A 20,271-nucleotide genomic window follows, 5' to 3' on the forward strand; every position below is an offset into this window, starting at 1 on the left:
TAAGACCGGTGGCACGCCAACCGGGCCCGAGCCAGCGGCCACAAACCCGAACGCCCCACTCGCCGACCCTTTCTACGACTCCGGCATGGCACTACCGGCCGACGCCAGAGGCGACAACGGCGCCGGCCTCGACGATGGAGCGGTCGCCACCGCAGGCAAAGAGATCGCCGCCGCGGTCGTCATCACCGCCTGTCTCCACCCACCCACGTCCGGGAAGTCCTCACCGACCGTTCCAGGTATGCCGATGCCGTCCGCGCCGGCGAACAGGAAGCCACCCGCCTCGGCATCACCGGCGTCCCGTTCTACGTCATCGACGGCAAGTACGCGGTTTCCGGCGCCCAACCCACCGAGGTATTCACCGAAGCCCTCCGACGCGCCTGGGACGACCGCCCCACCCTCGAACCGGTCGGAACCGGCGCCGAGGCCCGCGGACCCGATCGGTGTGCGCTGCCGGGAGCACCGTCGACCGACTGACCTGCAACGACCGTCAGCGCCCCACCTCGCGTTATCAGCGTGATCCGTGCACCGCAGCCCCTGCGGGCGCAGCCCGGCCGCGCCGGCGGAGGGTCCGCTCGTAATCCTCGACACGAGCCTTTGCGATGACCGACCGGTTCCGGGTTCGCAGCACGATGCCCTCCGGTTTCCCGGCACCGCCCTCGTCCAGTCGGCAGCGGGTTACCGGCAGATGCTCGGCAAGAAACTCCCGCATGGATTCGATATCGCGCGGCAGCTCCGCCGCGTCGAACTCGAACAACCGCGGCGTGAGTTCCACCCTGTCGCGGGCGGCGACCGCGGTGAGATCGGCTTCGGTCAGAAACGGCTGCCCGCCCGACTCCCGCCAGGACGAAATCTCCGAGAGCGAGCGGGTCAGGATCGCGTCGTAGTCGTGCAGCTCGACGATGTCGAACAGCCGGTAGCCGACGGCACGTTCGCTCGTGTACTGCTTACTCGCCGCGGTGATCTTGCCGCCGTACAGCTCCAGATAGTGCACGCGCACGACATCGTTCACCGGCTCCAGTGATTCGGCGAAAGAACGCAGGCCGGCCACGATGCCTTGAGCCGGATTTCCGATCAGATCACCCTTGGCGTACAGCAGCTCCTCGCGGCTGCCGAGCAGCCAATTGCCGTCGGGCAGGGAGATGATGCGCGCATTCGAGCCGTCGACCTTCTCGGTTCCGATGACCGGGCCGGTGAACTGGGTGACGACCTCCGTGAGCGCACCGCGTTCCCCGAGCTCGTGATAGGTCTGGATCGATGGGTACTTGGTTGCGGTGTTGATCGCATTCAGGTCGGCACTGCGCACATCGAAACTCATGCAGGAATCATGTTCGCCACACCTGGTGATGTCCAACGCTTTTCCGATGTCGACCGCGTTGCTCATGTTCGGTTCCCGGTCCCGACTGGGCGGCATCAGGTGACATGGACGGCTGGAGGTCGAGCGCGATACAATTGCAATTGATTGACAATGTTTTCACTTGCCATGCGGGTCGACTTCGGATAACGTCCGTATAGACGCCGAGCACCGGCGGGACGGGCGATCGAAGTACCGGCTTTCGTTGTGCGACAGAAGAAACACTCCTGCTCGCAGCCAGCCGGATACATCGCCCGCTACCCCGGGCTCACCACTGCGTAATCAGTCCTCCACCGGCCCCGAGCCTGTCGCATCCAAAACCAGGAGTCCACGTGTCGCACCGCACCCGAATCACCGCTCTCGCCCTCACCGCCGGCGCCGCCACCGCCCTCGCAATCGGACCCGGTGCAGGCAGCGCCGGCGCCGAAACCCACGTGCGGCACTACTCCGGCTACGACGCCGAATGGGCATGCAACGCAGACAAAGCCGCGTACGGACACGTCCCCGGCGCCGTAGTCCTGTGCGACGAGCTGAACAACGGCCGATACCGGCTGTCGGTGGTGCCCCACGGAGAGATCCCACTTCACCTGTTGGGGCTGATGGCCACCGGCAGCTTCGATGGACTCTCGTAGCCCAGCCCGCAAGGCGCACCCGTGTCCAATCCACCCACCGATCCACCACCGGTCGACAACGAGCACCTGTTACCGATTCCCGGCGCCAGACCTACCCCGGCGTCATCGCCTTCATCGGTGCCATGGGAGTCCTGCTGGTCATCTACTCGTTCGTTCAAGGCGCGACGGCGGGCGGGCTCATACTCCTCGGCCTGCTGGCCTGCGCCGGCATAGGCGTTTGGATCTTCGTCCTCATCATCCGAGCGCTGATCCGCCTCGGCGCGAATGACGCTGTGGCCGCCGAGAACTCGTTCAACGAGCCACCGCCCGCAGGATCGCAGTATCTGCTGGCCAACGTCACCATCACCTACATCGGCACCGACCCACAAGGCGAAACGCCCTTCTCGACGATCAGCTACGTGACTGCGGACGGCAACACCGTGAACTCCTTCGACAACTCCGCCGTCGAACCCGATGCGCTCGACACACTCAGCCCCCTGTTCCAGGGAGCATCGACCACCGGCAACGTCGCTTTCACCGTGCCGTCCGCATCGGCGGCCCAAGGCACCCTCGCCGTTGAACCCGCAATGTTCTCCGACAAGATATTCGTCGCGGTGAGCTGAATGCCTCCGGCCGGACCACTGTCCGCCGTGGCGAAATCAATGAACCGCACGGCCGACCTGTAACTGTTCGACGTCCGGGAACGACCATCAAGGTGCCCCCTCGCAGCGTATGTGCGGCATATATCGACGCGGGTGCGGTGGATGTCCGGCCCGGTGCGCGGATCGCCCAGCTCGCCTCGATCGCGGGCCGGGCGGCTGGCGCCTGGACTAGCATCCGAAGAACGCCCGCCGGCGAAAACAAACTGGTCAGCGGGCTGAGCAAACCTCCGACCTGCCGAGTCGGCCGATTTATCGAGGAGCATCTGTGGGGGCACTCCTACCGACCTTGCAGGCCAACCGCCTGCGCGAAGGTTTGACCGACTACCTCGCGACCACCTTCGCGCTCACCGATCCGGATACCCAGGCCGCGCTCACCGATTTCGTCGGCGACGCCCGGGACGGCATGTTCAAGGGCCCCTACCTCCGGTTACGTCTGCCCTTCGCATCGGCTCGCGGCAACTGGGGTATGCACCTGGACTGGCTACCGGACGACTTCGTGCCGTACGGCCATCAGGCCAAGGCGTTCGAGCTGTTGTCGACCAAGTTCCAGGCCCGGCCCCTGCCGACGCTGGTGACCACCGGCACCGGTTCCGGTAAGACGGAGTCGTTTCTCATCCCGATCCTCGATCATGTCGTGCGGGCCAAGAAGCAGGGCGTCACGGGGATGAAGGCGCTGATCATCTACCCGATGAACGCCCTGGCCAACGATCAGGAGCAGCGGCTGGCGCGGCTGATCAACGCACATCCGGAGCTGTCGGGTGTCACCGCCGGCCTGTACACCGGTGAACAGAGCTCGGGTGGACGGACCCTGGTCTCGGCGGAGGGCCTGATCACCGATCGGCGGCTGATGCACGATTCGCCGCCGGATATTCTGCTCACCAATTACAAGATGCTCGACCATCTGCTGCTGCGTCCCGATCGCGCCGCCATGTGGCGGCAGTCGGCGGAATCGCTGCAGTATGTAGTGCTCGACGAGTTCCACACCTACGACGGCGCGCAGGGCACCGATGTCGCGATGCTGCTGCGGCGGCTCGGGCTGGCCGTGAAATCGTATTGGACCGAATCATCGCCGGTCACCGACGAGGACCGGGCGCGACCGTTGGGGCGGATCACGCCGGTTGCCACCTCGGCGACTCTCGGCGGCGGGGGCGAACCCACGGCCATGCTCGAGTTCGCGCACACCGTGTTCGGTGAGGAATTCGGCGCGGGATCGCTCGTCGGGGAAACCCGGCTCGAACCACAGGAGTGGCTGGCCGATCGCGACCCCGGTCTCGACCGGCGGTATGTTCCGATCGCCCCGGCCGCCGAACAGGCCGTCAAAGATCTCGACGCGTTCAGCAGCCACTCCCCCAACAACGCGTATCTCACCGCGGCAGTTCTCGCGACCTTGTTCGAGCGCACCGGCGACGAGCATCCGACCTTCGAGGAACTCGCCGCCGAACTGCGCCGGCTCGACGAGACCGAACAGCTGGATCTGCTGAAGAAGCATCACTGGTTCGTCCGGCTGCTCGGCCATTCCACCGAAGCGATCTCGCTGGCCGGACTGGCCGCGAGAATCATCTCCGCGTCGTCCGCGGAACGCGATAGCCAGCGCGGCCGGGCGATCCGGCAGCGGTACCTCGACTATGTGTTCGCGGCCCTGTCCCATCTACGGGCCGAGATCGGGCGCTCGGCGCTGAATGTGGATGTGCATCTGTGGATCCGGGAGTTGTCCCGGATAGACCGGGAGCTTTCGGCCTCCACCCGATTCCGCTGGGCCGACGACGGCGATACCGAAGGCGGCCACGCCGAGTATGCGTCTGCGCTGTTCTGCCGCCATTGCGGTCGCTCGGGATGGGGTGTGCGGCTGGCGCCGACCGGGTACGCGCTGGATCCGGACCAGTCGTCCGTGCGCGCTCAGCACCTCTCGGGTAATGCCCGGATTCGTGCCTTGATCTCCGCGCCGGTCGAAGCGCAACTGGATCCGCCGGTGCCCGATCTGCGATGGCTGCGGATCGAGGACCGCGAAATCAGCGACGAGATCCCCGATCCGGAAAGCGCCGAGGTACTGGAGGGCCGGGTATTGCCCGTCCTGGTGCTGCACGGTCCCGCCGCCGACGACGACTCCACGAAAGATGTGTGCCCGGCATGCAATACGGCCGACGGAATCCGGTTCCTCGGCAGCGCGGTCGCCACCCAGCTCTCGGTGGCGCTGTCGAATATGTTCGGGGACGCCGAACTGGCCGCCGACGAGAAGAAGGCGCTCATGTTCACCGACAGCGTCCAGGACGCGGCCCATCGCGCGGGTTTCGTCCAGGCCCGCTCGCACACACTGAGCCTGCGGTCGACGCTACGAAATGCGCTGGGTGAGAAGGTCTCCGATGGGGGCATGTTGACGCTCACGGAACTGTGTGACGCGGTGATCGACCGGGCCGGCGACGATCCGATCCGGCGCTACCACCTGCTCGCGCCCGATATCGTCGAACGCGACGAATTCGGGGCGTTCTGGCAGGGCGAAGCGACCGCGGCCAAGCGCCGGGAGGCGACGAAAAAGGTCCGGCGCCGGGTGCAGTTCGATATCGACCTCGAATTCGGACTCCAATCCCGCCTCGGCCGCACCCTCGAGCTCACCGGGAGCGTGGTCGCCGAAGTCGACCTCGGCGCACCGGACCGCGTGGCCCGGCTGGGTGCCCGAGCGCTGGACAACACCGAATACCAGCAGACGCTCGCGGAGATCGATACCGCGGCGATCAGCCGATGGGTCCGCGGCACGGTCGAGCGAATGCGGATCCAAGGGGCCATCCGGCATATCTGGCTCGACAAATACGTGCAGCACGACGCCAACCGCCGCTGGGTCTGGGGCGGGCGACCGCGCGGGGAAGGTATGCCCGCGTTTCCCAAAGGCCGGCCCGCTCCCGCTTTCCCGGCCATCGGTGCCCGCGCCGTACCCGAGGGCTTCGACCCGATCACTGCGCCTTCGTCGTGGTACGCGCTGTGGACGTCGCGGTGCCTCGGTGTCGCACCGTTCGACGGCGGGTTCCTCGCCCGTTCGTTGTTCGCCGTGCTCACCGATGAGCGCATCCTCACCACCGTCACCACCGAGAAAGCGCTCACCGCTTACCAATTGAACGAGGACGGAATCCGGGTCGGCGCGCCGAGTCTCGACGACCTCGCGGCGGGCCGGCACCTACTGGTATGTGGTGTCTGCCAGACCCAGAATCCGGGAACGGCCGCGGTGGTCGCTCAACTCGACGGCGCACCGTGCCTGCTCAGCCGCTGCCCCGGCACCCTGCACCGCGCGCCGAAATCCGACAACTTCTACCGCAACCTCTACGACCGCTCGGAGATGAAGCGGGTGGTGGCGCGTGAGCACACTTCGCTGCTCCCGACGCCGCTGCGCTTGGAATACGAGACCAAGTTCAAACAGCGCAGTATCGACCCCACCGCACCGAATGTCCTGGTCGCCACACCCACCCTGGAGATGGGCATCGATATCGGTGACCTGTCGACAGTCATGCTCGGATCCCTGCCGCGTACCGTCGCCTCGTATCTGCAGCGGGTCGGTCGCGCCGGCCGGCTCACCGGTAACTCGCTCATCCTGGCTTTCGTCCGGGGCCGCGGGGAGCATCTGCCGAAACTGTATGACCCGACCTCGGTCATCTCCGGTGAGGTCCGCCCGCCCGCGACCTTTCTTACCGCCGAGGAGATCCTGCAACGCCAGTACGTCGCGCATATCGTCGACCAGCTGGCGCGGCGGCCCGGCGCCCAGGATCCGATCGAGGCCCGCGCGGTGCTCGGCAGTTTCGACGAAGGCACCTGGATGGGCGGCCTGATCGGCCTCGCCGATCTCGAGGCCGGCGAACTCGTCGAGGGGTTTCTGGACCAGTTCGGCGGCCTGCTCCCCGATACACCCCGGGAAGCTCTGCGCCTGTGGGCTACACCGACAGAGCTCGGCGAGCCCAGCGCCATGGTTCGCCAACTGCGCGAGGCAGTGCACCGGTGGAACCTGGACGTCACCGAACTCACCGAACGCCGGACCGCGGTCGATGCCGCGCTCCCCGAGTTCGAGCAGCGCGCCAACTCCCCCGCCGCCACCGACGACGACAAGCGCGATCTGCGCTCGGCCCGGGCCACCTTGCGCCTGCTCGGTAAACATCTGCACGACCTCACGCGCGAACACTGGGTGGGCGTCCTCGAACGTTATGGGGTGCTGCCCAACTACACGCTCCTCGACGATTCGGTGACCTTGGATGTGGGGATCACCTGGTTCGATCCGGAAAGCCGTGAATACCAGGGCGATACGGAAAGTTACCGGCGCGGCGCCCGGGTCGCGCTGACCGAGCTGGCGCCGGGCTCCACCTTCTACGCGCAGGGTCTGGCGGTGAAGATCGACGCCGTCGACCTCGGTGCGGGAGAAGCCAATATCCATCTGTGGCGGATGTGCCCGCAGTGCGGCTGGGCCGGGACCAGCGTCGCCGCGGAGAATGCGATGCCGCCGAGCCGGTGCCCGCGCTGCGGCACCTCCGCAATCGCCGATGTGAGCCAGCAGTTGCAGGTGGTGGAGATGGCGAAGGTTTCGGCGGAAGTGCGTCGTGACGAGGCAGCGATCACCGATTCCCGCGACGAACGCCAACGAGAGATGTATGCGGTGGTCACCGCGGCCGATATCGACCCGGACAATATCGCTCGCCGATGGTTCGCCACCGAATACGATTTCGGCGCGGAGTATCTGCGGCGGATCGATATCCGCTGGCTCAACCTGGGCAGGCGCACCTCGCAGGGTGGGCGGCGCACCATCGCCGGATCCGAGATCACCACGGGGCTGTTCCGGGTCTGCTCGGGCTGCGGCCAGCTCGACCGCATCGCCGGCCGCAACGACCCGCACGAACATCGCAGCTGGTGCAAGTATCGCAAGGCCGCCACCGAGGACCATGTCCGCGAGATCGCCCTCGCCCGGACGCTGCGGACCCAGGCGGTACTCCTGCATGTCCCGGCATTCCTTCGGTACGACTCGTTCGCCTACCCGAGTCTGAGTGCGGCGATTCTGCTCGGGCTGCGTCAGGTGATCGGCGGGTCGCCGGAGCATCTGGATGTCGTCACCATCACCGATGCCCTGTACGACCGGAACCAGCAGGCGCTGCTCATCCACGACACGGTGCCCGGCGGCACCGGCTACCTCGCCGAATTCGCCGATCCGGAGAAAGTGTGGTCGGCGCTGCGGGCGGCCCGGGAGGTCCTGCACAACTGTTCCTGCGCAGGCGAAGCACGGCTGGCCTGCCACAACTGTCTGCTGCCGTTCACGACACCGCATGAGCTCGACAAGGTTTCCCGGCGGACCGTGGCCAAGATCCTCGACTCCATCCTGGGAGCGCAGGAGGAAGATCCGGTGTGGGAGACCTGGCAGGAGTCGATCGTCGAGGAAACCCCGGCGAAACCCGCGACCAGCAAGGAGTCACCGCTCGAACGGGAGTTCTACATCGAATTCCTGAACCGATTGCGGACCTTGGGCGCCACCATCAAGGAAACGCCCGGCACGTATGCCAACAAGGCGACCATCACGGTGCCGGGCAAGAAAATCCGTACCTGGACGCTCACTCCGCAAGTACAGATGGGCAACAGCCTGCCCGATTTCGAGCTGAAGACAACCGACCCCGAGATCCCGGTGATCGCCCTGTTCGCCGACGGACACACCTACCACGCCACGGCGGACAACAACCGGATCGCCGACGATGCCCGTAAACGTGCCATTCTCCGGTCGGGTGGAGTCTTGGTCTGGTCTTTCGGCTACGAGGATCTGGACCGCTTCACGGGGAAGAAGAAACAGGCCGCGCCTTCGTGGCATACGGAGAAGCTGGCCAAAATCACCATGAAGCAGGGCAATCCGCGACCTGCCGTGTTCGATCTCGTCAAATCGGACCCCGTCACCCAGCTGTTCCACTTCGTGAACGACCCCGACCTCGAGGCATGGTCCACGGTCGGTCGCTGGCTACCGCTGATGTTCATGCGCGACAGCCGTCACCGAGGCGACTGCGATGAACTGGCCTCCTGGGCACTGAACCTGCTCGACGACGAGACCGCGCAGATACCGGCGGGCCAGTACGCCTGCTGGGCCTATACCGACGGGCCGTTGACCGTCACCGCCGCCCTGCGACCCGACAACGGCACCAGTACCGCGGTGCTGATGCTCGACGATCGCGACGACGGACCCTCGGTCGATCGCAGGGCCGCCTGGCAGGAATGGTTGCGCCTGTCCAACTGGTTCGGACTGTATGACGCCCACCTCGTCACCAGCCGCAACCTCTTCACCGATGAAACTCCTACGCCGGGAACGACGGCCGTCGAGTCCGACACCACCGACCTGAGCCCGCAGTGGCAGGTCCTGTACGCCGACAGCATCTCCGACCAGGAACGAAACCTGATCCGGGAACTGGCTTCGGCCGGTACGCCCCTGCCCACACAGGGGTTCGAGACCGACGACGGCGAGGTCATCGATATTGCCTGGCCTGGGCCACGTGTCGGTGTGCTGTTCGATGATGTGGCGGCAGCCGCCGATACGATTGCCGATCAAGGGTGGTCCATCTGTGGGCCGGAGATCGCGCCGATCGTGGCGGCCCTGACTGCGAACGGAGTGATGTGATGGCGAATATCGTCATGGCGAACCAGAACAAATCGCTTCGCGGCATCGACGGGTCGATCGCCCAGCGTGTTTTCGGTTTCCTGGAGAAGCTGCAATCCGACGATACGACGCCGGGCCTGCATATCGAGCCGATGAAGGGCGCCGCCGACCGGCGGGTGCGAACCGGGCGGGTCGACCTCAACCATCGCGCGGTCCTGTTCCGCGTGGACCCCAAGGAGGGGGGCACCACCTACGTCTACATGGGCACCTGGCCCCATGACGAAGCGAACTCCATCGCCGAACGCGCTGTGCTGCGGGTCAATCCGGTCAACGGAATTCTCGAGGGCATCCTGACCGAGCCGGGCGCCGGACCCGCACCGGCCCCGCAGGTCGCGCCGGGCGGGAAAAAGGCCGAGGCCGACCGCGGATTCCTCTCGCGAGCGGGTTTCACTCTCGATGCCCTCACCGAGCGGCTCGGTCTCGACCCCGTGGTCGCCGAACGCGCGCTCACCGCCGCCGACGATTACGTGCTCAACGATATCGCCGCCGATATCGGCGGGTGGCAGGCCGATGCCCTGCTCGAACTGGCCTGCGGTACCGCGATCGACGAGATCCGCGAGAAATACCGGTTCACCGAGGCACCTGTCGATACCACGGTCGACGAGGACGACCGGATCATGGAGGCGCTGGATCGCCCCGCCTCCAAGATCCAGTTCACCTATATCGACGGCAACGAGGAGTTGCGCCGGGTCATCGAGGGCGGCGATTTCGCGGCATGGCGGGTGTTCCTGCACCCCGAGCAGCGCACCTACGCCGAGAAGACGTACAACGGACCGTTCCGGCTGTCCGGCGGCGCGGGCACCGGCAAAACCGTGGTGGCCATCCATCGGGCGCGGAATCTGCTGCTGCGTAATCCGGACGCCCGCATCGTCCTGACCACGTTCAACAAGACGCTGGCCAAGAACCTCGAAAGCGATCTGCGCGCGCTCGACCCCGGAATCGAGATCGCCGACCGGCCCGGCAGGCGCGGGGTCTACGTCGAGGGGATCGACAAGCTCGCCAGCGATATCGTCAAACAAGCCGGCGATATCGGCCCGGCGGTGGAGGCGGTGCTGGGCACTCGTGCCGAGGTGTCGACGGCCCGCACCAAACAGGACAGGGTGTGGCGGGAGGTCGTGGAATCCGCTGGTGGTGGCCTCGACCCGAGACTGTCCACACCGTGGTTCCTGGACATCGAGTACACCTCGGTAATCCTCGCCAACAAGATCACCACGTTGGAGCAGTACGCCCGCGTGCCTCGACCCGGCAGGGGTGTCCGCCTGACGCGACCTCAGCGGATCGCGATATGGAAACTCGTCGAGGCCTACCGGCGCCGGAGCCGGATGGACGATACTCTCAGTTTTCCCGAAATATTGGCGGTCGCCGCCGAACATCTTCGCCTGCAGGCCGGTTCGGGCACTGGCCATCTCGCCGACCACGTCATCGTGGACGAGGCCCAGGACCTGCACGCGACCCACTGGCGGATGCTGCGTTCACTGGTGGCCGAGGGCGTCGATGATCTCTTCATCGCCGAGGATTCGCATCAGCGCATCTACGGGCAACCGGTTGTCCTGGGCCGTCTGGGCATAAAGATCGTCGGCCGGTCGCGGCGGCTGACCCTCAACTATCGGACCACCGCGCAGAACCTGCACCTGGCCATGAGCATCCTCGACGGCGCCGAGTACCACGACCTCGAAGAAGGCGAGGAGTCCACCCGCGACTACCGGTCGGCCCGTAACGGGCCCGAGCCGGTCCTGCGGCACTGCGATTCGGCCGCCGAGGAACTCCAGGCCGTGGCGGATCAGATCAAGGAATGGCTCCGTCCCGAAAACGAAGAAGACCGCGCGACGATCGCCGTGCTGACCCGGGGCATCAACGACCGGAACCAGATGGTGCGCGGTCTCGCCGAGCGTGGAGTCGACGCCCGCGCATTGGACGACAATCCGCCCGTACCCGGCTATGTGCAGGTGATGACGATGCACCGATCGAAAGGTATGGAGTTCTCCCGGGTGATCCTCGCGGGCATCGACGAAGCCCACGTTCCGTCGCGGGCCGGCCTGCAAGGAGTCCCCGAGGAGGAACGCGGCGAGGCCGACCTGCGCGAGCGATCGCTGCTGTATGTGGCGTCGAGCCGTGCTCGCGACCAGGTGGTGGTGACCTGGAGCGGTAAACCGTCCGAGCTGCTGGGACAGTACGGCAGGTAGCCGCGCCGGATTCGTTCTACTGCGCCGAGATCGGAGCCTGCCCTGATATCGGGGTGGGCTCGACGTACTGAAAGACGCCAGTCTACACCAGCTAGCGGAAACGTACCGCGCCCAGCCAATTCTCTATTGACAATGTTTTCACGACTGCCCTAGTGTTCTACTGCGCGCATGACCGGCCCGGCCAAACCGGTCATGCGGGTCCAGAACTTTTGCAGCGCAAGGAGTCCCGCCTCTAGCCGGGCCCGCTCCACCTGCCTGCGTATCGAACCGCCGACGGAGATCGAACGCCCGCACGAACCAGCGGGCAGACGTTCGCAGCGGAACACCGGCAGCGAACCGGTCTGCCCGGATACCAGGAGACCTATCAGTTCGGCGTGCTCGCTGCTGCGCCGAAAACAAGGAGAACACCCGTCATGAGAATCAAACGATTCACCGCCGCCGCCGCACTCGCCATCGCCGCACTGGGCGTCGTCGAGAACACCGCTGTCGCTGCCCCGCAACCGTCCGCCGGCGAAATCGCGAACGCGGTCCCCCGAAGCGCGCAGGGAACCGAGGCGGGCGTCGGCTACCTCGTGAGCCGCGACGGACGGACACTCGCCGCCGAACTCACCGGCGGCACCTTCACCGTCACCGGCGATACGATCGACATCGTCGCCGGCCACGGTGCCCACATCGCAAGCATTCCGCGTGCGGTACAGGTCGGCGAGCGGGTACTCACGCTGGCACCGCGGGTCGAGGAGAACGGCGCGAAAATGGTCGCCGATGTCGCCGCCCAGGATATCGGCTACTGGCGGAAAACCTCGCCGCGCCAGCGCAGCATCGAAGCCGGTGTCGGGATCGGCGGCGGAGTGGGCGCACTCGCCGGACTGTTCATCGGCATGGTCGTCGGGATCGCCGCCGGCGGCCTGCTGATCCCGATCAGTGTGCCGGTCGGCCTGCTCGCCGGTGTGTTCGGCGGGATGGCGCTCGGCGGAGCGGCCGGCGCGGCCATCCCGAACTCCGATATCCCGGACCGGTGGGACTACCAGGAAGAATGCGAATACTACGGCGAGCACCGATTCTGCTGGTAGCCGAACGGTATTCGTGGCGGCCCGCTCCGGAAACCGACTGCCGGAGCGGAAGGCGCCGAGTCCTCACCCCATAGCCGCTGGGCCTGCTGCCCACGAGCGACCCGGCTTTCCACGCACCCCACCCCACCGGGACACCCACGCGGGCAGACCCCGCATGCCGTATTACTTCGAAACGAGGAGTCCGGTCCGATGACCAATCCCCAATACCCTCTTCCCTACCCCCAGCCCCCGCGCAAGAGCCGGACCGGCCTCTGGATCGTCCTCGGCGTCCTCGGCTTCTTCATCCTGCTGTGCGGCGGTTGCGCCGGAATCATCGCCACCAGCGCCGACGATTCGGACAGCTCGAGCAGCACCACCGTCGATGCCGGTTCCGCAGCCGAAGACGGTGCGGACATCGCTCCCGCCGGATCGGAAGTCCGCGACGGCAAGTTCGCGTTCGTCGTCACCGAGGTCGAACCGCCCGCGAAATCGGTCGGCGGCGACTACCTGAGCAAAACAGCCCAGGGCGAGTTCATCTTGGTCCACATCGACGTCGTCAACACCAGCGACCGGCCACAGTCCTACTTCGGCGACAACCAGAAACTCATCGACGCCCGAGGCCGGGAATTCAGCAACGACACCGAGGCCGAGATCTACCTGAACGACGACGTCTACACCGATATCAACCCCGGCAACAAATTCTCGGTAATCCTCGCCTTCGACGTCCCCGTCGGCACCGCCCCCGCGGCCCTCGAATTCCACGATTCGATGTTCTCCGGCGGCGTCCAGGTCGCGGTGCGGTGACATCCCGAGCCGGCCGCGCTCGAAAACCACGCATATCTCGCGCGATATACCCCGGGCATGGCACGGCCAGGCCCCTCGCCTCGGAAAGCAGGCCGATGACCACTACCCTGAACTTCGCCGCCTTCGACGTCGAAACGGCGAACCAGAAATACGGCAGCATCTGCGCGATCGGCGTCGCGATCGTCCGCAACGGAATCCGCGTCGGCACCCACGCCTGGCTCTGCCGCCCGCCCGCACCGGTCCACAGCTTCAATCCCGTGAACATCGGAATCCATGGCATCACCGCCGAAATGGTCGCGGATCAACCCTGCTTCGCCGAGCAACTGCGGGCAGCGGTAACGGCCATCGACGGACTCCCGGTGGTTGCGCACAATGCCGCCTTCGATATGGCGGCCCTGGTGCAGGCATGCGGACACAGCCGGATACCGGTCCCGAGCTGGCAGTACGGCTGCACCCGCCGATGGGCGAAGCAACACCTGCCACATATCCCCCGACACGGATTGAAGGAGGTTGCGGCGGCGCTCGGCACCCGCGTCGACCGGCACCACGAGGCCGGCGCCGACGCGGCCGCAGCAGCGGATATCGCCCTCGCGATCGCCGCCCGAGTCGGAGCCCACGATCTGGCAGCCCTGGCGAAAGCCACCGGCACCCGCCTCGGCTCACTCGGTCCGAGCGGCAACATCGGCTGCCGCTGAACCTCGAAGTCCGGTGCCGCCCAACGATTTCACTTGAAACACGACGCGGTCCACACCGGACAAGCTCGCCCGTTCCGCACTCGAGGCGGTGCACGCCGCGGCCCGGCAAGCCGGCGACGCCACACAACAGGCCATGGCGCCGCTCGAGGCGGAGGTTAACGCGATGCCCGATCTCTCCGAGCTCATTCCCGGCTCAGCGCGCACTGGGAGTTGGTCGGCGGCAAGGACGACGGCGCGCTACCGAAGCTGATCGACCATTGCCGATGGCTGGCCGGACAGGCCGATGACGAGGCGCTCGATATCGAGCACACCAAACTGGTGATCATCACTTCCATGGTGCTGCTCGCCGCCGAACTGGTGGTGGCGGGGGTGACCGCCTGGACCGGTGTGGGCGGTGGCCGGGGCCGCGGCGCGGGTCGCCACCCATGCACTGAGCCCCGGAGGTAAGCCGGCCATCGGCACAGAGCACTGGCGGCGCCGTGCCGGTTATCAGAACTGCGCTGGAACCAGGACCGTCCAGACCTGCCCCGGCGCGAACGGGATCGGTGCTCCGGTGGGGGTCGTATAGGTTGTGCCGGCATCTTGGGAGGGCCGGGACCACGAGGCCGGGAACGCTTGACCGTCTCGAAGGACGACCGCCGGACCGCTACCGGTCGTCCGGACCAGGGGTGAGACGCTGCCCGCGACGTCGCTGATGGACGAGTTGGACACCTGCACGCTCTGCAGCACGACCGTACTCGGCATGAGCGGTCCGGTATCGGCAGCGGTGTAGGCGGTGCCGCCCATGGACACCCGCCACCGCTGGTCGCCGGGTGACCAGTCGAAACCGATCACCGCGGCCGGATACCGCGCTTCCTCATATTGCGTGGGCCGGCCACCAGGAGGCGCAGGACCGAAGTGCAGTTGGGAATCCGCCGGCCAACCGCCGCCCTCGGGCAGCTGATCCGAATGGACGAACATGTTGTGCGGCGCGGGGCGACTGTAGTCGCGGAAGTACGCCGCAGGCTGCCGCTCGGCCGAGGCGTTCTGGAGCGAGGACTGATCGACCGCGGCGACCAGCTCGGGTGCGGCACCCGAAGACGCCAGCGTCGGGTTGCCGAACTGGTCCAACAGCGTCAGGTCCGTTTCCCGCGCACTTCGGACAGGCCCGATCACCGGAGGCTTATCGGTCGAGAACACGGCGGCCAACCGGCTCAAACCACCTTCGACCGGCTCGACGTAGACCACATCGGCAGCTCCGAGCCCTACCGGTGGCCGTGCCTGCGGACTGTTGTCTATCTTCGCCACCAGTACGGGCGCCCCCACCGGGGAGGATGTGTCAGGGCCAGGAGGAGCGCGGTCGGTTCGGGTGCCACTACCGCAAGCGACCACCGCGCACATCCCCAGTGTCGTCAGGAACGCGGCTGTAAACACCCACCATCGCTGTTGCATAGGGGCAACCTCTAACGCCCGCAATCCTACGCCGCCCTCGACGAAGGCAGGAGTTGTCGAGCCGGCCGCTGACCGAGGTCTGCCCTCGGCGGGCCCTCATGCGTGGTCGACGATGCCGCCGCCCGCGCGCTGCTCAGAGATGCTGCGGGAAATCGGTGGTCATGGCCAGATCCTTACCCTTTTCGAGGTCCGCACGCAGTGACTCCACCTTCGCCGACGCGAACGCGTGCGCATCGGAGCCGAGCACCTGGCGCAGTGGCCCGTCACCACGGTCGACCAGTTCCAGGATTGCCTGGACGCCGCGCACCGGGTCACCGAGTTGGGTGCCCTGGAGCGCCAGATGATCGCGGGTCATCGCCCGGATCGGCTCGTAGCCGTCCATGGTGGCCGAAGGCAGCGCCAGCGACTCGGTGCTGAGAAAATCGGTCCGGAAGTAGCCGGGCTCCACCAGAGTGACCTTGACCCCGGCATCGGCGGCCTCGGCCGCCAGCGCTTCGCTCATCGCCTCGAGCGCGAACTTCCCCGCGCTGTACAGGCCCCAGCCGGGCATTGTGGTCAGGCCGAGGATCGACGAGATATTGACGATATGGCCGCGGCGGCGGGCGCGCAGATGCGGCAGTACCGCGCGCAGGACGTTCCATGCCCCGAAGACCTGGATGTCGAACGTCTGCCGGGCCGCGCTGTCGGATAATTCCTCGATGGCCGCCAGGTAGCCGTACCCCGCATTGTTCACCACCACGTCCACTGCGCCGAAGCGGTCGAGCGTATGCCGCACGGCATCGCGCACCTGTGCCTCGTCGGCGAGATCGACGGTGAGTGCGAGCAGTCGGCTGGTGTCGGCTCCGGCCAGCCCGGCATACAGTCGTTCGGCGCTGCGGGTGGTGGCGGTGACATTGTCGCCGCGGTCGAGCAGTTGCTTCACCAGTTCCAGTCCGAGCCCCCGGGAGGTACCGGTCACGAACCAGGTGGCGGGTGCGGATGCGGTCATTTTTCCTTCACTCCTTCGCTCTGCGAGCCTCCTGCCGAGGCCTGCGCTGACCCCAGTCTGGTGGCCATCCCCCCTGTTCAGAGCCTTATATCTAGCCCACCCGGGCCTGGGATCGGCAAACGTAGGACGGCGCGACCCAGGCACAGCGGTGCCTGGTCCGGGATAATCCGAACCATGAGCGAGCCGAATCGGGAACTGGCCGATTTCCTGCGGCGCGCCCGCGCTCAGATCGATCCCGCCCGTGCCGGCCTACCGGCCGATGGCCGGATCCGGCGGGTGCCGGGTCTGCGCCGCGAGGAGGTCGCTCTGCTGGCCGGGGTATCGACCGACTACTACACCCGGCTCGAGCAGGGACGCCGGATCACTCCCACGACCGGTGTCGTCGACGCCATCGCTCGCGCCCTCGACCTCGACGCGGCCGGCCGGGTACACCTCGGGCGTCTGGTCGGACGGCCGGCTACCGGCCCTGCCCGGCGCAGCGTCCCCGTGCAGCGGCTCCGCCCCGGGGTTCACCAACTGCTCGATTCCCTCGCCGGGCTCCCCGCCCTCGTTCTCGGCCACCGGTCCGACGTGCTGGCGAGCAACTGGATGGCCAACGCCCTGTTCGCCGACTTCGCCGCCATGCCCGCCACACAGCGCAACTACGCCCGTTGGATGTTCCTCGGCGAGGAGCCGCGCACCCTGTTCGCCGACTGGGAATCGCAGGCCCGCGCCGCGGTCGAGAGCCTGCGGCTCGAGGTGGGCAACAATCCCGGCGATCGGGCCGGGCACGCCCTCGTCGAGGAGCTGAGCAGCGAGAGCGCCGAATTCCGGCACTGGTGGCGCGAACACCGGGTGCTACAACGCACCCACGGCGCCAAGCGGTTACGTCACCCGGTGGCCGGCGAACTCACAGTCGAATACGAGACACTCACCCTGCCGGGTGACCCGGATCAAACCCTGTACGTGTACACGACCGAACCGGGCAGCCCCTCCCGGGAAGCGATGAGCCTGCTCGCCAGCTGGTCGATGCCGGGGCGCACCACCCGGCCCCGCTGAAGCGACCATTCCCGGTGCACACCGCTCGAAGACTGTTCACCAGTGCGCCCTCCGCTATGCCTTGCGCAGCGGAGGGGGTTGCCAGCGGCCGTCCAAGGCTTCGCGGAGTGGGGCGTACAGGCGCATCGTCACCCCGAGCGGGCCCGGCGGCGCCGGTAGCCAGTTGGGTTCGCGGGCGGGGCCGGGGTGGGTGTGCTGGAGGTACAGGTCCAAGGATCCGTCGGCGTTGTAGGACAGGGGGTCGCGGTCGCCGATGGCGAAGCGGCCGAGTTCGTTGGCCACCTGGAAACCCTGGTCGTCGTACATGGTCACCGACCAGAAGGCAGCCACCGGCGGGAGCTCGTCCTTGCCGAAATGCAGGACGTAGTCGTGCTCACCGGTGACCGGGTCGCCGTCGGAGTCGGTGATCAGCAGCGGGTATACGGCGTCCTCGGGTGGGTTGGCGCCGAGGCCGACCATCGTGACCATCGCGCGTTTGAGGTAGAAGTTCCCGTACACGCCCATCGTGTCGGTGTTGACGGCCCAGCCGTTGGCCTTACTGCCCAGTGTGGTCATCGCGGTGTGCATGGCCTGAAAGGCTTCGGCGCGGCCGGCGTCGATCTCGGCTCGCTGCTCGGCCGTGAAACGGCCGGTGTCGAAAGGTTGCCCCGCGATGATGCCGAGCCGCTCGAGCCGAGCCAGTACCGGCTGGTCGGTGAGATGCGGCGGGTTGGTGACGAGCAGGTCGGCGGCGTAGGCGAAATAGTCGAGGGCACTCATCTCGTGGACGAGAGTGAGCGGTTCCGTGGTCGCGTCCTCGGCCGGAGCCGGTGGGACGGCATCGCCGAGCGGCGTGACGCGGTAGCCGTCCTGGATCGCATTGACCGCGGCGTAGTCGGCGGGGCCGTTCGTCTGTGTACGGCCGATGATCCACACGTGCGGCGTGGGCGCCGGTATCACCCCGGCGCCTTCGGGTAGCGGACCGCGGTATCCGGGCGCGGTGACAACGAAATCCCCGGCGCCGGTGCCGGTGGTGCGTTTGCCGGGACTGGCGAAAACATCGGTCCACATGTCCAGCATCGGCAGCATGTAGTAGCGGTCGCCGGTGTCGGGGGTGTGCACGACGACCGGGCCCGCGGTCAGATCCAGCCAGGCAATCGAGTACAGGGTGTCGAAGTTGGGCCGGACGACCGCGCGGAAGTCCGCGGGCGGGAACTCACGCATATGGTGGAACTCGTTGGGCGGTCCGAAACCGGGACGTACCCCCGCCGGGCTGCCGGTCTGCTGACGTCGGCTGATGTCCATGGTCACGAGGGGATAGAAGTACAGCGTCGCCTCGTAGCTCAGCGTGCGCAGATCGTCGGACAGGATGCTCACCGTTCTCCTCTCATCGGACCGGCCCGCCTGACTGCCGAACCCCCTCGGCCGGGATCACGGGCGAAATACTTCCCCGGGTGCGGTTTGTTCACCTCGCACATTTCGGGTGAGTTCCCGGTGCGCGAAGAGAGCTGCGGCCGATCGACACCAGTTATAGCTACCGCCTATGTCGATCGGCCCCGCGGGAGCCTCTTCGCTCTCCTCCGAATTCGCGAGTTCGGCTAAGAGGCTGCCTTTTCAACCTTCAGGGCGCGATCGCCCGCGAAGCCTGACCGAGAAACTCGCGAGAAGTTGATGTAACACTTCGCACTCTCTCAGGCATAAGAAAGTCGTAAGCAAAGCCGTCCCACTCGGGACAACAATGAAAGGAACAGGTGTGAGACATAGTCTTCGCACGTTTGCCGCTGCCGTATCCATCGCTGCCGCGGGTCTCGCTGCAGCTGGCACCGCAGCCGCGGCGCCGGTGCAGTTGACGCCGGCCGCGCCGATCCAGGACGACGGGGGCGCAGAAGCCGGTACCGGATCCGCGGACGCGTTGCTGCCGCTCCTGCCGCAGCTGCTGTCCGGATCGGCCGCCGGCGAGAATGCGAACACCTCCGATGAAGCCGGCACCGGATCCGCCGAATCGCTGGGCCCGCTGCTGGAGCTGCTGGCGGCCGGATCCTCCGGCACGCAGGGCACTGAGTAAGTAACACCCCTGTACGAACCTCCATGGACGATTTCGGCCCCGGGTCGCCGGCGCGGCCACTTCAGTGAGGGACGTACCGCACCACCCCAAAATCTGCGTAGGCTCAGGACCATTGCTTTCCGAGCCGCCGAACCCCGGAACGCCATTCGGCCGTCCGGGGTTCGGTCTTTTCCGGTACCTGTCATCTTCCGCTCGACACCGCCCGCGGAAACAGGCAACGCCCCGACACCGCCGGAAGTTTCATGCCGGGAGAAAGGGCGGCAGCCGGGTGGACGCTCCGCGGACACGGGCAGCGCCGTTCTGGCGCGGTGCCAGGGCTACCCGGCGTCCGGCGGGATCGGTCGGCCGACGATCCATTCGTGACCGAATGGGTCACGCACCCGCCCCTGCCGCATCCCGTACGACTGATCCGCGACCTCGAAAACGATCTCCCCGCCGCCTGCGGCCATCCGTTCGGCGAGCCGGTCGGGATCGCCTGCCTCCACGGTGAGGAGCAGGCCGCGGCCGCCGAGCCGCAGTGGGTCCGTATCGAACTCGTCGGCATCCTTCAGTTGGAAACTCGCCCCGCCGGGCAGGCCGATTTCGGCGAAGACGACCCGCCCACCTGCCTCGTCCCGCCGCCGGAGTACCGCGCCGAAAACCTCGCTGTAATAGCGGATCGCCTTATCGGCGCCCTCGACGACCAGTTTGGGGGTGATCTGTTCGATGTTCATAGACGTGAGTATCGGCTGCTGCGGCACGTACGGGCTTGGAGATTTGT

General features: G+C 66.7%; 16 protein-coding genes. 11 read left to right on the plus strand and 5 right to left on the minus strand.

Annotation, left to right across the window (positions count from 1 at the left end; all coding sequences use genetic code 11):
- Window positions 1–189 precede the first annotated feature (189 nt).
- Complete coding sequence (locus tag NFL01S_RS34505) at window positions 190–474, plus strand: DsbA family oxidoreductase (protein ID WP_084492796.1); 285 nt, start codon at window positions 190–192, stop codon at window positions 472–474.
- A 34-nt stretch (window positions 475–508) separates the two neighbouring features.
- Here NFL01S_RS34505 and NFL01S_RS15780 read toward each other — a convergent pair whose 3' ends face one another.
- The gene (locus NFL01S_RS15780) at window positions 509–1,315 is read right to left on the minus strand and encodes an RNA ligase family protein (RefSeq protein ID WP_062976598.1); all 807 of its coding nucleotides are present in this window, start codon (window positions 1,313–1,315) and stop codon (window positions 509–511) included.
- A 368-nt stretch (window positions 1,316–1,683) separates the two neighbouring features.
- On the opposite strand from NFL01S_RS15780, the gene NFL01S_RS15785 reads away from it, so the two are divergent.
- The 8 genes from NFL01S_RS15785 (at window position 1,684) to NFL01S_RS15820 (ending at window position 14,457) form a co-directional block, all read left to right on the plus strand.
- Window positions 1,684–1,983 (plus strand): hypothetical protein, encoded by a 300-nt coding sequence (locus NFL01S_RS15785; RefSeq protein WP_062975989.1) that lies wholly within the window; start codon window positions 1,684–1,686, stop codon window positions 1,981–1,983.
- A gap of 122 nt (window positions 1,984–2,105) precedes the next feature.
- On the plus strand, window positions 2,106–2,585 hold the full coding sequence (locus NFL01S_RS15790; protein WP_174555693.1) for a DUF4352 domain-containing protein: 480 nt from the start codon (window positions 2,106–2,108) through the stop codon (window positions 2,583–2,585).
- 304 nt (window positions 2,586–2,889) lie between these two features.
- The gene (locus tag NFL01S_RS15795) at window positions 2,890–9,240 is read left to right on the plus strand and encodes a DEAD/DEAH box helicase (protein WP_062975991.1); all 6,351 of its coding nucleotides are present in this window, start codon (window positions 2,890–2,892) and stop codon (window positions 9,238–9,240) included.
- Entirely contained in the window at window positions 9,240–11,462 is a 2,223-nt protein-coding gene (locus tag NFL01S_RS15800; protein WP_062975993.1) for a 3'-5' exonuclease, read from the plus strand. Before NFL01S_RS15795 ends, NFL01S_RS15800 begins: the two co-directional genes overlap by 1 nt.
- Window positions 11,463–11,875: 413 nt before the next feature.
- Entirely contained in the window at window positions 11,876–12,532 is a 657-nt protein-coding gene (locus tag NFL01S_RS15805; protein ID WP_062975995.1) for a DUF8020 domain-containing protein, read from the plus strand.
- Between the two features lie 189 nt (window positions 12,533–12,721).
- On the plus strand, window positions 12,722–13,315 hold the full coding sequence (locus NFL01S_RS15810) for a DUF4352 domain-containing protein (RefSeq protein ID WP_063915965.1): 594 nt from the start codon (window positions 12,722–12,724) through the stop codon (window positions 13,313–13,315).
- 95 nt (window positions 13,316–13,410) lie between these two features.
- Entirely contained in the window at window positions 13,411–14,010 is a 600-nt protein-coding gene (locus NFL01S_RS15815) for an exonuclease domain-containing protein (RefSeq protein WP_062975997.1), read from the plus strand.
- A gap of 210 nt (window positions 14,011–14,220) precedes the next feature.
- Window positions 14,221–14,457, plus strand: a complete 237-nt coding sequence (locus NFL01S_RS15820) for a hypothetical protein (protein WP_062975999.1) — start codon at window positions 14,221–14,223, stop codon at window positions 14,455–14,457.
- Window positions 14,458–14,499: 42 nt separating this feature from the next.
- Here NFL01S_RS15820 and NFL01S_RS15825 read toward each other — a convergent pair whose 3' ends face one another.
- Together NFL01S_RS15825 and NFL01S_RS15830 are read right to left on the minus strand one after the other, a co-directional pair.
- The gene (locus NFL01S_RS15825) at window positions 14,500–15,315 is read right to left on the minus strand and encodes a DUF3048 domain-containing protein (RefSeq protein ID WP_062976001.1); all 816 of its coding nucleotides are present in this window, start codon (window positions 15,313–15,315) and stop codon (window positions 14,500–14,502) included.
- A gap of 259 nt (window positions 15,316–15,574) precedes the next feature.
- Window positions 15,575–16,429, minus strand: coding sequence for an SDR family NAD(P)-dependent oxidoreductase (locus NFL01S_RS15830; protein ID WP_062976002.1), 855 nt, complete (start codon window positions 16,427–16,429; stop codon window positions 15,575–15,577).
- Between the two features lie 174 nt (window positions 16,430–16,603).
- On the opposite strand from NFL01S_RS15830, the gene NFL01S_RS15835 reads away from it, so the two are divergent.
- On the plus strand, window positions 16,604–17,467 hold the full coding sequence (locus tag NFL01S_RS15835; protein ID WP_062976004.1) for a helix-turn-helix domain-containing protein: 864 nt from the start codon (window positions 16,604–16,606) through the stop codon (window positions 17,465–17,467).
- A 54-nt stretch (window positions 17,468–17,521) separates the two neighbouring features.
- On the opposite strand, the gene NFL01S_RS15840 is transcribed toward NFL01S_RS15835, so the two are convergent.
- Window positions 17,522–18,823 (minus strand): DUF1254 domain-containing protein, encoded by a 1,302-nt coding sequence (locus NFL01S_RS15840; protein ID WP_062976006.1) that lies wholly within the window; start codon window positions 18,821–18,823, stop codon window positions 17,522–17,524.
- A 376-nt stretch (window positions 18,824–19,199) separates the two neighbouring features.
- Between NFL01S_RS15840 and NFL01S_RS15845 the strand changes: the two genes are divergently transcribed.
- Window positions 19,200–19,511: a hypothetical protein gene (locus NFL01S_RS15845; RefSeq protein ID WP_157116574.1), complete on the plus strand. Its 312-nt coding sequence runs from the start codon at window positions 19,200–19,202 to the stop codon at window positions 19,509–19,511.
- A 317-nt stretch (window positions 19,512–19,828) separates the two neighbouring features.
- Here the strand turns inward: NFL01S_RS15845 and NFL01S_RS15850 are convergent, their stop codons facing one another.
- Window positions 19,829–20,224 (minus strand): VOC family protein, encoded by a 396-nt coding sequence (locus tag NFL01S_RS15850; RefSeq protein ID WP_062976011.1) that lies wholly within the window; start codon window positions 20,222–20,224, stop codon window positions 19,829–19,831.
- Window positions 20,225–20,271: the final 47 nt, after the last annotated feature.

The sequence above is a fragment of the Nocardia flavorosea NBRC 108225 genome, assembly GCF_001613385.1.
Lineage (GTDB): Bacteria > Actinomycetota > Actinomycetes > Mycobacteriales > Mycobacteriaceae > Nocardia > Nocardia flavorosea.

Coding starts and splice junctions, on each gene's coding strand:
- NFL01S_RS15780 (WP_062976598.1), bottom strand. CDS start 1,315: ATGAGTTTCGATGTGCGCAGTGCCGACCTGAATGCGATCAACACCGCA.
- NFL01S_RS15830 (WP_062976002.1), bottom strand. CDS start 16,429: ATGACCGCATCCGCACCCGCCACCTGGTTCGTGACCGGTACCTCCCGG.
- NFL01S_RS15790 (WP_174555693.1), top strand. CDS start 2,106: ATGGGAGTCCTGCTGGTCATCTACTCGTTCGTTCAAGGCGCGACGGCG.
- NFL01S_RS15810 (WP_063915965.1), top strand. CDS start 12,722: ATGACCAATCCCCAATACCCTCTTCCCTACCCCCAGCCCCCGCGCAAG.
- NFL01S_RS15800 (WP_062975993.1), top strand. CDS start 9,240: ATGGCGAATATCGTCATGGCGAACCAGAACAAATCGCTTCGCGGCATC.
- NFL01S_RS15805 (WP_062975995.1), top strand. CDS start 11,876: ATGAGAATCAAACGATTCACCGCCGCCGCCGCACTCGCCATCGCCGCA.
- NFL01S_RS15815 (WP_062975997.1), top strand. CDS start 13,411: ATGACCACTACCCTGAACTTCGCCGCCTTCGACGTCGAAACGGCGAAC.
- NFL01S_RS15850 (WP_062976011.1), bottom strand. CDS start 20,224: ATGAACATCGAACAGATCACCCCCAAACTGGTCGTCGAGGGCGCCGAT.
- NFL01S_RS15835 (WP_062976004.1), top strand. CDS start 16,604: ATGAGCGAGCCGAATCGGGAACTGGCCGATTTCCTGCGGCGCGCCCGC.